16 protein-coding genes are annotated in these 13,532 nt (G+C 38.3%); 9 read left to right on the forward strand and 7 right to left on the reverse strand.

Annotation, left to right across the window (positions count from 1 at the left end; translation table 11 throughout):
• The first annotated feature begins 429 nt into the window (after positions 1 to 429).
• The 4 genes from R2Q70_RS03770 (at position 430) to R2Q70_RS03785 (ending at position 4,449) form a co-directional block, all read left to right on the forward strand.
• The gene (locus R2Q70_RS03770; RefSeq protein ID WP_316806323.1) at positions 430 to 1,347 is read left to right on the forward strand and encodes a DUF58 domain-containing protein; all 918 of its coding nucleotides are present in this window, start codon (positions 430 to 432) and stop codon (positions 1,345 to 1,347) included.
• A gap of 77 nt (positions 1,348 to 1,424) precedes the next feature.
• Positions 1,425 to 1,886, forward strand: coding sequence for a redoxin domain-containing protein (locus R2Q70_RS03775; protein WP_316806324.1), 462 nt, complete (start codon positions 1,425 to 1,427; stop codon positions 1,884 to 1,886).
• Between the two features lies 1 nt (position 1,887).
• Entirely contained in the window at positions 1,888 to 2,406 is a 519-nt protein-coding gene (locus R2Q70_RS03780; RefSeq protein WP_316806325.1) for a DsbA family protein, read from the forward strand.
• Positions 2,407 to 2,712: 306 nt separating this feature from the next.
• Positions 2,713 to 4,449 carry a thiamine pyrophosphate-dependent enzyme gene (locus R2Q70_RS03785; protein ID WP_316806326.1) on the forward strand — a complete coding sequence of 579 codons (1,737 nt, stop codon included), beginning with the start codon at positions 2,713 to 2,715 and terminating at the stop codon, positions 4,447 to 4,449.
• A 96-nt stretch (positions 4,450 to 4,545) separates the two neighbouring features.
• Here the strand turns inward: R2Q70_RS03785 and hppD are convergent, their stop codons facing one another.
• Positions 4,546 to 5,676, reverse strand: a complete 1,131-nt coding sequence (gene hppD, locus R2Q70_RS03790) for a 4-hydroxyphenylpyruvate dioxygenase (RefSeq protein ID WP_316806327.1) — start codon at positions 5,674 to 5,676, stop codon at positions 4,546 to 4,548.
• A 179-nt stretch (positions 5,677 to 5,855) separates the two neighbouring features.
• A complete protein-coding gene (locus R2Q70_RS03795; RefSeq protein ID WP_316806328.1) occupies positions 5,856 to 7,022 on the reverse strand; it encodes a homogentisate 1,2-dioxygenase in 1,167 nt (388 codons plus the stop codon).
• A gap of 265 nt (positions 7,023 to 7,287) precedes the next feature.
• Here R2Q70_RS03795 and R2Q70_RS03800 point away from each other — a divergent pair, with 265 nt between their 5' ends.
• The 5 genes from R2Q70_RS03800 to R2Q70_RS03820 all read left to right on the forward strand — a co-directional run bounded on the left by R2Q70_RS03800 (position 7,288) and on the right by R2Q70_RS03820 (position 11,095).
• Positions 7,288 to 7,743, forward strand: coding sequence for a hypothetical protein (locus R2Q70_RS03800; protein ID WP_316806329.1), 456 nt, complete (start codon positions 7,288 to 7,290; stop codon positions 7,741 to 7,743).
• Positions 7,744 to 7,807: 64 nt separating this feature from the next.
• A complete protein-coding gene (locus R2Q70_RS03805) occupies positions 7,808 to 8,803 on the forward strand; it encodes a fumarylacetoacetate hydrolase family protein (protein WP_316806330.1) in 996 nt (331 codons plus the stop codon).
• Positions 8,804 to 8,997: 194 nt separating this feature from the next.
• Positions 8,998 to 9,396, forward strand: a complete 399-nt coding sequence (locus tag R2Q70_RS03810) for a four helix bundle protein (protein ID WP_316806331.1) — start codon at positions 8,998 to 9,000, stop codon at positions 9,394 to 9,396.
• Positions 9,397 to 9,574: 178 nt separating this feature from the next.
• Positions 9,575 to 10,462, forward strand: coding sequence for a flavin reductase family protein (locus tag R2Q70_RS03815; protein WP_316806332.1), 888 nt, complete (start codon positions 9,575 to 9,577; stop codon positions 10,460 to 10,462).
• 24 nt (positions 10,463 to 10,486) lie between these two features.
• Complete coding sequence (locus tag R2Q70_RS03820; protein WP_316806333.1) at positions 10,487 to 11,095, forward strand: YdeI/OmpD-associated family protein; 609 nt, start codon at positions 10,487 to 10,489, stop codon at positions 11,093 to 11,095.
• A 2-nt stretch (positions 11,096 to 11,097) separates the two neighbouring features.
• Here R2Q70_RS03820 and R2Q70_RS03825 read toward each other — a convergent pair whose 3' ends face one another.
• The 5 genes from R2Q70_RS03825 to R2Q70_RS03845 all read right to left on the reverse strand — a co-directional run bounded on the left by R2Q70_RS03825 (position 11,098) and on the right by R2Q70_RS03845 (position 13,529).
• Positions 11,098 to 11,640, reverse strand: coding sequence for a C40 family peptidase (locus R2Q70_RS03825; protein WP_316806334.1), 543 nt, complete (start codon positions 11,638 to 11,640; stop codon positions 11,098 to 11,100).
• A gap of 159 nt (positions 11,641 to 11,799) precedes the next feature.
• Positions 11,800 to 12,174 carry a DUF4870 domain-containing protein gene (locus tag R2Q70_RS03830; protein ID WP_316806335.1) on the reverse strand — a complete coding sequence of 125 codons (375 nt, stop codon included), beginning with the start codon at positions 12,172 to 12,174 and terminating at the stop codon, positions 11,800 to 11,802.
• A 44-nt stretch (positions 12,175 to 12,218) separates the two neighbouring features.
• Positions 12,219 to 12,920, reverse strand: a complete 702-nt coding sequence (locus R2Q70_RS03835) for an SDR family oxidoreductase (RefSeq protein ID WP_316806336.1) — start codon at positions 12,918 to 12,920, stop codon at positions 12,219 to 12,221.
• A 92-nt stretch (positions 12,921 to 13,012) separates the two neighbouring features.
• Entirely contained in the window at positions 13,013 to 13,375 is a 363-nt protein-coding gene (locus R2Q70_RS03840) for a type II toxin-antitoxin system VapC family toxin (protein ID WP_316806337.1), read from the reverse strand.
• Complete coding sequence (locus R2Q70_RS03845; protein ID WP_316806338.1) at positions 13,362 to 13,529, reverse strand: hypothetical protein; 168 nt, start codon at positions 13,527 to 13,529, stop codon at positions 13,362 to 13,364. Before R2Q70_RS03845 ends, R2Q70_RS03840 begins: the two co-directional genes overlap by 14 nt.
• Between the last annotated feature and the right edge of the window lie 3 nt (positions 13,530 to 13,532).

Raw genomic sequence — 13,532 nt, forward strand, 5'->3', positions numbered from 1 at the left:
GGCGCAAAAGTAATATAATTGTGTAATTGTAGAAATATGGCTAAACATTTTGTTTTATTTTCTGCAATTGAGGGCAGTTGCGGATAGCAGAAAAATGCTGTCATTCTGAGGCACGAAGAATCTATTTCATTAGTTGCAGATGATTGCTCGAAAGCCGGGAGCGGCAATAACTACCATTGGCGTTTTTATTTTCTGTCTTTGCGATTCCGATGCGCTACCGATTGCAATAAACTCGTTCCTGATAGGTGCACTGTGGCTGCCACCTAAACCCGATAAAGTGGAAAACCCGGATCCCGATTTTTCATCGGGAGAGGATTTGAAACGATAGCGGGAGCAAGCTGTAATAAAGTTGACAGCCCTTGCTTTCCAAAAACAAAATACAAGGTGATTTATAAACAATTAATTCGTAAATCTTTTTAGCTTTACCTTATGCAGACGGTGAACTACGAAAATGAATCGGGCTTCGGGAATTTAGAACTATTGGCGCAACAAGTTGTTGAGGGTTTTATTACAGGTTTGCATAAAAGTCCGTTCCATGGCTTTTCTGTGGAGTTTGCCGAACACCGCCAATACAATAACGGCGACAATGTGAAAAATATCGATTGGAAACTTTACGCCAAAACCGATAAACTGTACAGTAAACGTTTTGAGGAAGAAACCAATTTGCGCTGTCAGTTTGTGATCGATGTTTCTTCATCAATGTATTTTCCTGAACCTAAAAACAATAAGCTTACTTTCGCCATTCAGGCCACTGCTTCACTCATGTATTTGCTAAAAAAACAACGTGATGCTTTTGGATTAAGCTTATTTACTGATGAGGTTTTACTGAATTCTCCTGCAAAATCTACCACTGTGCATCAAAAATACTTGTTTACACAGCTGGAAGATTTGTTGCAAAAACCAAAGGTGAATGCGCAAACTAATTTAAGCGAAGCCTTACACCAAGTGGCAGACCAGATTCATAAGCGTTCACTGGTGATTATTTTTAGTGATTTATTTAATACGCAAACCAGCGCCGCGAAAACGGATGAGTTTTTTGATGCACTGCAACACCTAAAATTTAACAAACATGAGGTAGTAGTTTTTAATGTGGTTGATCAATCGAAAGAAGTAAATTTCGAATTTGAAAACCGTCCGTACCAGTTTATCGATATGGAAACCGGCAACACCATTAAAGTGCATACCAACCAGGTTAAAGACAATTATAAAGACGCCGTATCTGTTTACCGGGCACAAATTGCGTTAAAATGTGCGCAGTATAAAATTGATTTAATTGATGCAGATATCAATAAAGGGTTTTATCCTATTCTTCAATCTTATCTTATTAAAAGACAAAAATTGGGTTAGCGCCGAATTTATCATCGCAAACAACTGGCATCTTGAGATGTTAACTAGGAAAGATTTTCAAACTAAACTGTATAAACATGTTAGAAAAAGGTACGAAAGCACCAGATTTTGAGTTGAATGCTACTCCTGATCAAAAGATAAAACTGAAAGATTTTCTTGGTAAAAATGTAATCCTGGCTTTTTATCCGGCAGATTGGAGTCCAGTTTGCAGCGATCAAATGGCGCTTTACAATGAAATGCTAAAGTATTTTTCAAAGCATGATGCACAGATTTTTGGAATATCGGTTGATAGCGTGTGGTGCCACCTGGCTTTTGAGAAAGATAGAAAATTACACTTTCCACTATTGGCAGATTTTGAACCCAAAGGAGCAGTATCAAAAGCCTATGGGGTTTATGATGATGAAGTTGGAGAAAGCAAAAGGGCATTGTTTGTGATTGATAAGGAAGGCATGATCGCCTGGAGTTACTTATCGCCAACGGCGGTAAACCCTGGTGCCGATGGTATTTTAGATGCGTTAGAGGAATTGGATAAAAAATAATATGAGCAATTTAAAACCTGAAGTAAACAATAGCGATCACGTGCAAGGCACTGACACAGCAGCCATTACCATTGTGGAATTTGGCGATTACCAATGCCCGTTTTGTGGCGATGCTCATCCCATCATAAAAGAAATTGAAGATACATTTGGCGATCAGATTAAATTCGTATTCCGGAATTTCCCTTTACAGGAGTCTCATCAGTTTGCTTTTTCGGCCGCCGCTGCTGCAGAAGCTGCAGCGTTGCAAAATAAATTTTGGGAAATGCATGATGCATTGTACGAGAACCAATATCGTTTAGATGAAAATCTTTTTGAAGAATTGGCCGAAAACCTGGAGCTGGATATGGAAAAATTCCATGGAGATTTTACTTCAGATGCTGTAAAGCAAAAAGTGGAAGATGATTTTGAAAGCGGGGTGAGGAGTGGCGTTAACGGAACGCCTTCATTCTATGTAAACGGAACCAAATTTGATGGTGATGCCGCCGCTTTACACCAGATGCTAAAAGAAAGCACAGAATAAATAAAAAACCTCATGTATTTTGCAATACATGAGGTATCAGATAAGGGTAACCGGAAAACTAAAAAACTAATTATGAGTTTTTAGAATTTAACAAAATAGAAATCGCTTCGTATTTTGTTGATGTAAAGGTGCGTTTCAATTATGAAGTTTTAGTGAAGAAACGAGCGCATTTAATTTATTTCGAAAATTGGTCTGCTCCAAGTCAGATTAGGGTCCTTTCCTTCCAAAATATAAAACAATATTTCTGATTCAGGTATTTATAAGATGTTAACATCACGATGATGTTGATCAATTAAAAATACGTTCATGGGTAAAAATGTTGCAGAGCAACTGGTAGAAATGCTGGTTGAAGTTGGTGTTAAAAGAGTGTATGCCGTTACCGGCGATAGTTTGAATTATTTTAACGATGCGGTAAAACGTAACGGAAAAATAAAATGGATTCATGTTCGGAATGAAGAAGTTGGTGCTTTTGCAGCTGCAGCTGAAGCTGAACTCGATGGAATTGCTTGTTGTGCAGGGAGCTGCGGACCCGGCCATGTGCATTTGATTAACGGACTGTATGATGCACACCGCTCTCACGTGCCGGTTATCGCTATTGCTTCCACCATCCCGACAGGAGAATTTGGAACTGACTTTTTCCAGGAAACCAATACCATTAAGTTATTTGATGATTGTAGCTATTATAACCAGGTAGCCACCACTGCAGAACAGGCACCGAGAATGTTGCAAACGGCTATTCAACATGCCATTCATAAAAAAGGTGTTGCTGTATTTGGTTTACCGGGTGATGTTTCAGAAATGGATGCCGTAGAAAGCGTTACATCCATGCAATTGTTTAATAATAAACCGGTAATTCGTCCTTCTGATCAGGAATTGAATGCCTTGTCAACAATATTGAACGAAGAAAAGAAAGTGATGATTTATTGTGGCATCGGTGCTGCCGAAGCTCACGATGAAGTTGTAGCATTAGCTTCAAGATTGAAAGCACCTGTAGGGTTTTCATTCCGTGGGAAAATGGGCATTCAATACAATAATCCATACGAAGTAGGGATGACCGGGCTTCTAGGGCAGCCTTCAGGTTACCATGCCATGCATGAAGCTGATCTGGTTTTACTCCTGGGAACTGATTTTCCTTACGTGAATTTCATGCCGGTTAAAAATAAAATTATTCAGATTGATGAGCGACCTGAACGTTTAGGTAGAAGAGCTAAATTAACAATGGGTTTATGCGGCAATATTGGCGACTCAATTAAAGCGCTGCTACCATTATTGGAAGAAAAAACGGACGACAAATTTTTGAAATCGCAACTTGAATTTTACGAAAAAGTAAAAGAGAACCAACAGGTTTATGTGAAAGATCAGGGTGAAGAAAATAAAATTCAGCCAGAGTTTGTAGCCGAAACCATAAACCGATTAGCTGCGAGAGACGCTATTTTTACGGTAGATACCGGAATGTGTTGTGTTTGGGGTGCCCGTTTTATTGATGGCACTGGAGAACGAAAAATGCTGGGCTCATTTAATCATGGTTCAATGGCAAATGCAATGCCGATGGCCATTGGTGCTGCTTTGGTTCATCCAGAAAAACAAGTGATCGCGTTATGCGGCGATGGTGGATTATCGATGCTTTTGGGCGATCTGGCTACCATTAAACAATATAACTTACCAATTAAACTTATCGTCTTTAACAACCGATCTTTAGGTATGGTTAAACTGGAGATGGAAGTAGATGGTTTGCCAGATAACGAAACCGACATGATTAACCCCGATTTTGCTTTGGTAGCCCAGGCAATGGGTTTCAAAGGGATAACGGTTTCTAAACCCGAAGAGGTAGAAAATGCTATTAGCCATGCCTTAATGGAAAGTAGTCCCATATTACTCAACATCATGACTAACCCAAACGCCTTGGCAATGCCACCAAAAATTGAATGGGCTCAGATTAAGGGTATGACAGAATCTATGGCTAAATTAATGCTAGGCGGAAAAATGACTGAGGTTTTTGATACGATAAAATCTAACTACAAGCACCTGGGCGAAGTACTTTAGAAAAACATAAAATCGATCGTCATTGAAAGGCACGAAGCAATCTCATACTAACATAGATTGCTTCGTATCTCTCAATGACGATATTAACTAAAGTTCCTATAAATTCCCCCTCAACTCTTGTTCTCTTTCCAAAGATTCAAACAAGGCTTTGAAGTTACCTGCACCAAAACTTTGTGCACCTTTACGCTGAATAATTTCAAAGAAAAGAGTTGGACGATCTTCTACTGGTTTAGTAAAAATTTGCAATAGATAACCTTCCTCGTCACAATCAACCAAAATACCCAGACTTTCCAGTAAAGAAATTTCTTCATCAATTTTGCCCACACGTTGCGGCATCATATCATAATAGGCTTCTGGTGGTGCACTTAAGAATTCAACCCCACGAGATTTTAGTTCCTTTACCGTTTTCACAATATCTTTTGTGGCTACGGCAATATGTTGTACGCCTTCGCCTTCATAATATTCCAAATATTCTTCAATCTGTGATTTTTTCTTGCCTTCAGCTGGCTCATTGATCGGGAATTTAGAAAAACCATTCCCATTGCTCATCACTTTACTCATCAAAGCAGAATATTCTGTGTTGATTTGCTTGTCGTCAAACGAAAGGATATTAACGAAACCCATCACATCTTCGTACCATTGTACTGCTTCATTCATTCGATTCCAGCCTACATTACCTACACAATGATCGATGTATAAAAGTCCTGCATCTGCAGGTTGATAATCGCTTTCCCAAACCCGATAACCAGGCATAAAAGTGCCGGTATAATTCTTTCGTTCGATAAACATGTGCACGGTTTCGCCATAAGTGTAAATGCCACTCATTTTTACTTCGCCATGTTCATCGGTTAAGGTTTTAGGCTCCATATACGGTTTTGCACCACGTTTGGTAGTTTCTTCAAAAGCGCTATAGGCATCATCAACCCATAAAGCCAATACTTTAACGCCATCGCCATGTTTTTTCACATGCTCCGATATCGGATGTTCCGATTTTAAAGCAGTGGTTAAAATCAATCTGATTTTTCCCTGCTGCAAAACGTAAGAGGCCCGATCACGAACCCCGGTTTCAGGGCCAGCATAAGCTAAGCTTTGAAAGCCGAACGCCGTTTTGTAGTAATGGGCTGCCTGCTTTGCATTACCCACATAAAATTCTATATAATCAGTTCCATTAATAGGCAGAAAATCCTGTGCTTTAGATATTTTTTCTGCAAATGTTAGTGTTTCCATATTTTTAAAATAGTCCGGAGTCCGAAGTTGGATGTCCGGTGATTAAAGTTTTTAATAATTCCAAAGTCGAGTTTCCGAAATCAGAAGGTTTTGTTTTTAAGATAGTGTGGAGACAATTTTTATTGACATATTACCCAATTGCTGATGATCGGACTTCGGTCTCCCAAGCTCCGACTAATTTATTCCACATTTATCTGCCAGCTTTTGTGATAGTTTTCATCTTCGATGTCAATCGCCTCTTGCGTGAGCATCAATGGTTTAAAAGGATCAATCATTACAGCAAGTTCATCTGTTTTTTCTTTTCCTATTGATTTTTCAACCGTTCCGGGATGTGGGCCATGAGGAATGCCTCCTGGATGCAAAGTAATCTGTCCTTTTACCACACTTTTCCTGCTCATAAAATCGCCGTCAACATAATAAAGCACTTCATCACTATCTACATTGCTGTGGTTGTATGGTGCCGGAATGGAGTCAGGATGGTAATCATATTTGCGGGGAACAAAAGAACAAACTACAAAATTGTGCCCTTCAAAAGTTTGGTGAACGGGTGGTGGCTGGTGCAAACGACCGGTAATGGGTTCAAAATCATGAATAGAGAAAGCGTATGGATAATGATAACCATCCCATCCCACATAATCAAAAGGATGCGTACCATAAGTGTAAGGATAAATTAATCCTTGCTTTTTAATGAGGACTTTAAAGTCACCATACTCATCATGTGTCTGCAAGTTCTCTGGCAAACGTAAATCACGCTCACAATAGGGAGCATGTTCCATCAACTGTCCGTACTGGTTCAGGTATCTTTTTGGCGGTCTCAGCGGACTAAAACTTTCTACGATGAACAATCTGTTTTGTTCGTTGTCAAATTCCATCTGGTAAATCGTTCCCCGTGGAATAATCAGGTAATCGCCATAAGCAAATTTAATTTCCCCAAAGCCCGTTTTCAATTTTCCCGATCCCTCATGTACAAAAATCATCTCATCTGCCTGGCTGTTTTTGTAGAAATAATCCGTCATTGATTTTCGTGGAGCTGCCAATACAATATGCAAGTCGCTGTTTACTAAAACAGGTTTACGGCTTTTCAAAAAGTCGTCTTCTGGTTTGATATTAAAGCCAATCAAGCTCGTATGTTTGAGATGCTTTTCTCTGGCAATTTTAGGTTCAACACTATAAGGTTCTCCTAAGTGTTTAACAATGGTAGGCGGGTGGCAATGATAAACGAGCGAGTATAAACTTGAGAAACCTTCTGTTGAAACGAGTTCTTCAGCATAAAGCTTTCCATCAGGTTTACGAAAAATCGTATGACGTTTTGCAGGTATTTGCCCCAATTTATGATAAACAGGCATAATGTATATTTTAGGTTAGAAATAAAATCTAAAAGAATAAACAATCAAAACGCGAAGGCGTTTCAATTAATAGGAAGAATACTCAGAATTACAGAGAATATTGAGCCATGATCAATTTAGATAGCATTTTATAGCGACGTGCTGCGATGGCATCGTTCACTAAATTGATATGTAATGCTTTTAAAATCATGGTTTTGATGGTGCTAAAATAGTGAATTTATTTTGAACAAGAAATTCTTTATCTTTAATTCTAACCAAAATCAACATGAAGATATTCTTAACGCTCTTATTTTGTATAACCATTTGTTTTACTGCTTCAGCGCAAAAGAAATGGAAGTATAAGATTAAAATTTTTGAGCATAGCGGTAAAAGGCATCGAGGTTTTTTTTATGCGGCTGAAGACACGCAACTCATTTTAGTAAAAAGCAACGGAGATACCAGCAGGTTGAGCGCCGAAAAAATTAGCAGGCTATATATTCACAGGAGAGGGATTGTAGCACCATTTGCAATTGCGGGCGCCTTGGCATTTTTTGTTTTGGCTGTCGAAACTCCCAATGCTTTAGAGTCTGCCGTTTTGATTTTGGTAGGCATTCCAATAGGCGTTTCGTTGGGCTTGGTCACTGGTGAATTATTTGCAAATAAGCGGTTTTATAAAAAATTAGAGGCGAAGGACTTTCCGTTAATCAAAACTGATCTGCAGAAGTACACCGAACTGAAATAAGTTGATCGTGTTTTATTTCCTGCCCTAAATCACTAGCTTTACCCCGTATTTTAACCAAATTTATATGAAACTTGTAAGTTACAAAACTGAAGACCGAGAGCATTTAGGGCTGTTCATTGATGGCCACATTTACAATTTAAACAGTTGTGATAAATTGCTGCCAGACAATATGAATGAATTTTTGCAAGGCGGAGAGGTGCTGATGGAAAGGGCAAAAAAAGTTGATTTACAGATTAAAGACGAAAGCTTATCTGCTAAGGAAGAGATTTTTTATGAAATTTTAGCTCCTGTTCCGCATCCAACCAGTTGCAGAGACGGTTATGCTTTCAGGCAACATGTAGCGGCAGCCCGCCGGAATCGCAAGGTAGATATGATTCCACAGTTTGATGAATACCCGATCTTTTATTTTACCAACCACAATGCCATACAAGGAACTGGCGAAATCGAGTGTATGCCCGATCATTTTGAAAAACTTGATTTTGAGCTGGAACTGGCCATTGTAATCGGTAAAAAAGGAAGAAATATAAAAGCTGCAGAAGCTGATGAGTACATTGCCGGTTATATGGTGATGAATGATATGAGCGCCCGAACCTTACAAATGGAAGAGATGTTGTTGAATCTCGGTCCTGCGAAAGGCAAAGATTTCTCAACTGTTATTGGGCCCTGGCTGGTTACGCCTGATGAGCTGGAACAATATAAAGTAGCGGCAAAAGAAGGCCATGTTGGCAATGCTTACAATCTGAAAATGACTTGTCGTGTCAATGGCATCGAAGTTTCAAGAGGCAATGCAGCCGATATGGATTGGACATTTGCAGAGATTATTGAACGTTGTGCTTATGGTGTCGACATTCTTCCTGGCGATGTTATCGGATCAGGAACGGTGGGCACAGGTTGTTTTCTGGAGCTTAACGGAACGGGTTTATTAAACGATCCAAACTACAAAACACAATGGCTGCAACCCGGCGATGTAGTGGAAATGGAGATCACAGGCTTAGGTGCTTTAACAAATACCATCACCAAAGCTGAAACTGATTTTTCGATACTGGCTTTGAAAAAATAAAATTGGTTTGTTATTCAAAATTGGAATGTTTCAATGTTGAAATGTTCACGTTGCAAATGACAATGCTTATAAACTGAGTATTTGAAATTTAGCTATTGCAATTGTTTTTTGTTAAAAATTGAAATGTTTGAAAGTTGAAATGTCAAGTGTGCAAAATGACAGTGCTTATAAACTAAGTATTTAAAGGTTTGGTTATGGCAAAAATTGAAAAGTTTGAGGATTTGGAAATCTGGCAATTGGCAAAACAAGTAGGGGTAGAGGCTTATCGAATTTCTGATTCTGAACCAATGAAATCTGACTTTGGCTTGAAAGATCAGTTTCGACGAGCAGCCATGTCAATGTCTGATAATGTTGCCGAAGGTTTTGAGTATAATAACAACCCAGATTTTGTTCGATTTTTAACATATGCCAAAGGTTCTTCCGGTGAGTTTAGAAATAAGATAATAATACTACAGGCAGCTAACAAACTTTCGCAAAATGATTTCAATTTTTTGTATGATAAGTGTGTTGAATTTTCAGCAAAAACTAAACGGTTTATTGATTATCTGACAGATTTTGAATTAAAAAAAAAGAACTTAAAGGGCAAAAGGTAGAATCTTAAACTCGTTTTATTTAGAATTAATTGCTATAACATGAAACATTACAACTTTTCCAATATCAAGTATTGCATCCTTAAAACTTTCCAACATTAAAACATCTAACCTTCCAACATTAGAACATTAAATCATTCAGCGTTCCAACATTAAAACATTTAACCTTAAAACCTTTACCGTGCTAACCCTAAAAACTGAAGATCTATCTGCCGTTCAATTACAGGATTATCTGCAATACGCCATCGCTCCGCGGCCAATTTGTTTTGCATCAACTATTGATGCTGAAGGAAACATTAACCTGAGTCCGTTTAGTTTTTTCAATATGTTTAGCACAAAGCCGCCGATTTGTGTTTTTTCGCCGGCCAGGCGTGTACGTGATAACACCACGAAACACACTTTGGAAAACGTTTTGGAGGTGAAAGAATGTGTCATCAACATTGTCAATTACGATATGGTTCAGCAAATGAGCCTTGCCAGTACGGAGTATGCAAAAGGTGTAAACGAATTTGAAAAAGCAGGTTTTACGATGTTACAATCTGAACTGGTTACCCCGCCAAGAGTTGCAGAAGCACCTGTTCAGTTCGAGTGCGTGATAAATCAGGTGATTCCCTTGGGAGATAGTCACGGTGCCGGAAACTTAATCCTTGCAGAAATCAAGCTGATTCACATCAATGAAAACATACTTGATGAAAATGGTAAAATTGATCAGCAAAAAATAGATTTAGTTGCCCGTTTGGGTGGCGATTGGTATTGCAGGGTTACGGAGCGCAATTTGTTCAAAGTAGCTAAGCCTTTGGCTAAACTCGGTATCGGTGTTGATGCTTTGCCAAAATCTGTCCGGTTATCAAAGGTGCTTACCGGAAACGATTTGGGTATGCTGGGTAATATCGAGCATTTACCAAACGAAGATGAAATTGATCTGGTTTCAAATCATCCGGAGGTAAAGGAAGTTTTGGATGCTACGATAGGAGATGTGACTAATAGAGAACGTGAACTTCATGAACTGGCGAGAAATTTTCTTAAAAATGGAAATGTAGATCTTGCATTAAAAGTTGTTTTACTTTAAATTTAATTTCTAAAACCAAACAACATGCATACCATCGTTCAGGTCGATCAATATATTATCAATTCAGCTGAATTTGCGATTCCAATTCTGGATCATCTAAGAAGTCTAATTCATAAAGCAGATGCCAGAATAGAAGAAAAAATGAAATGGAGTATGCCTTTCTTCGATTTAAAAGGCTCCGTTTGCCATTTTGCCTCGTTTAAAAATCACTGTGCTTTTGGCTTCTGGAAAGGCTCCTTAATGAAAGATGAGTACAACCTTTTTAAAGACAGTAACAATGCAATGGGCTCCTTGGGTAAAATTACATCCGTTAATGATCTTCCCGCCGACGAAATTCTTATCGCCTATATTTTAGAAGCCATTCAGCTCAATGAGGCTGGGATTAAACTTCCACCAAAGCCAAAAACTACAGAAAAACCAGCGCTTGTAGTGCCGCAATACTTTATCGATGCGCTACAAGAAGATCCATCCGCTTTAAGTATTTTTCAAAATTTTAGCGAATCGAACAAACGCGAATATGTGAACTGGCTGGAAGAGGCAAAAACCGAAGCGACCAAACTAAAAAGATTGGATACAGCCGTTGAATGGATTGCTGAAGGAAAACCCAGGATGTGGAAATATCTGAAAAAATAAGTTTAGATAATACTTACAATTTTCATGAAACGCGTTTTGTAATGCCCGTTTAATGGTGTAATCGTTACTCCCTTGGCTTTTCCTGAGGAAGCGTGAATGAATTTAATACCATCGGCATCAACCGAATAAACAATTCCCACATGCCCGACTCTTCTAACGCTGGAGTTGCTGCCAGTAAAAATCAATACATCGCCCACCTTTGCATTTTCTAAGTTGGTTTCTTTGCCGGCACCACTGAATTCTCTTGATGAACGCGGTACTTTGAAACCAAAATTGCTGAAAACGTAACTAACGAAGCCCGAACAATCAAATCCTAATTTCGGATTGCTCGTTGCGTATCGGTAACGAATACCCAACATGCTTTTTGCAAAATCAATTAATGTTTCTGATTTGGTTTCCTTTTGATTATTGGTTGATTTTGCGTCTTTTGGAAGATTGGCAACCAACTTTTTTACCATTTCCTGGTATTGTGCGGGTATTATGGTTTGGGCTTTTACTGCAGTAGCAGACAAAATGAAAAACAGAATTGGAATTATTTTCTTCATATGTTGGTGCCAAAGATATAAAAATATTTTAAGGCACATTAAAATGTTGAAAACCAGTTGAAACAAAAAGCTCAGGTATGCACTGCCCCCAAAAAGTTAGACGCTATTTAGGGGAAGTCCAGTATCACCTGAGCTTTATTTAAGTATCATTTGCAATAATTAAATGCCTGGAAATAAGGTTTGAGCTTTTTCGCCGATAAATGGAATGGGCTTTTTTTCTCCCTGGACAGCGCCTATTAATCCGATAACCCAAAGTACAAAAAATCCTAATTGGATAATTCTTAGCAGGTAAACACCGCCAAGTACGCCTGTAGAAAAGATAAGTGGAATTAACAATATTCCTAGAACCCAGCTCACCACTGTGCTACAAAGATGAAATAATAGTGTTTGTCTTAGTTGATAACGACTCAAATCGGTCTCGTTATTTTTATACATTGCAAAGTAAGCAATAAGCCATCCGATAAACCAAAAGTAGCTTACAATGGATGCATTTTTTCCATTATCTGTTGTTTTAAAAGGCTGATAGTTTTCCATATTTAGATTTTAGATGAGTCCTAAATTACTAAAAATTAAGCATTTTACGGCGTAGTTACCGCTACCGGTAAGATTTTTCCGTTAAAAAATTTTTGTCCAGTTTTAGCAAAATCGGCTACATATTTTCCCATTTCAAAAGCCATTACCGGGCTTTGATAACCTGGAAATGCTGCCTCTAACATTTCAGTTTGCGCAGAACCTAAAGCCAGGCAATTTACCTTTATCCCGGTTTCGGCCAATTCAAATGCCAAACATTCTGTTAAAGTGTGTAATGCCGCTTTGCTGGCCGAGTAAGCCGATAAGCCAGGAAATTTTACGCTTCCTTGAAAACCACCCATACTACCGATGTTTACAATATGGCTGCCGCTTTTCATCAATGGCAAAGTGTTTTGTATCATTCGGAAATGAGAAATTACGTTGCTTTGCAGCATTTCACCCAAATCCATCTCTGTGGTTTCTAAAAAAGGTTTGTTAATTAGCGAACCTGCATTGTTTATCAAAATATCAATATGACCCAATCTTTCTTTCAAAAAGGGAAGTAAGGCCGCGTAATCATCATTAACAATGTCAAATTCAACGGGTAATAGCGTGCAGTCAGGGTTAATACCTTTGGCAATTTCTAACAGTTTGCGCAATTTTTCTGCGGTACGGGCAATGGCAACAATTTTATTTTCTTTGTGTAAGCTAAATTCTAAAGCAGTTTCAAAACCAATTCCACTGCTTGCTCCTGTAATTATAATATTCATTTAATATTGATATGCTTGAATGCTTGAAGGTTATGTTTTAGAAGCTAACTTATCCTAGCTCCATTAAATTTTAAGTAGAGGTTTTTTAATCTCTAAATTAAAATAAGTTCGATGTCGGGTATTGATTTAAAACCTTTATCAGATGTTACTAGTGGAAGTTGTAAAAACTTTGAAGTTGCAGCGATTATGGCGTCAGGGGTTTTTACTTTAAATTGCTGTCGAAGTGAGATTGCTATAGTTTTAATCTCATTGTTTAATTCAATAATTACGCAATCATCCAAAAGCAATTCAAGACTTCGCTTATCATCTTCTTTAAGTAAATGCCACCCTAATAATTCGATTTCGGAAATGACAGAAACTATTGCGGTGCCATCCAAAAATGGCTCAGTTTTTTCTAAACCTTCGTGAACATTAATGAGGAAGTTTGTGTCTGCGACAAAACTAAATGAACTCATCTCTTATTTGTTGTTGATAATTAACACCATCCAAACCGCGTTTTAACTTGCCATAATGTTTACGTAGCGTCTTTTTTGTAGTTCTTTCTGATACCGTTTTAATTGCATCAAGAACTTTTTCTTTGGTAACCGGTTGCTGGATCTCAATTATCATAAT

This window comes from Pedobacter agri, assembly GCF_032678665.1.
Taxonomy (GTDB): domain Bacteria; phylum Bacteroidota; class Bacteroidia; order Sphingobacteriales; family Sphingobacteriaceae; genus Pedobacter; species Pedobacter agri_A.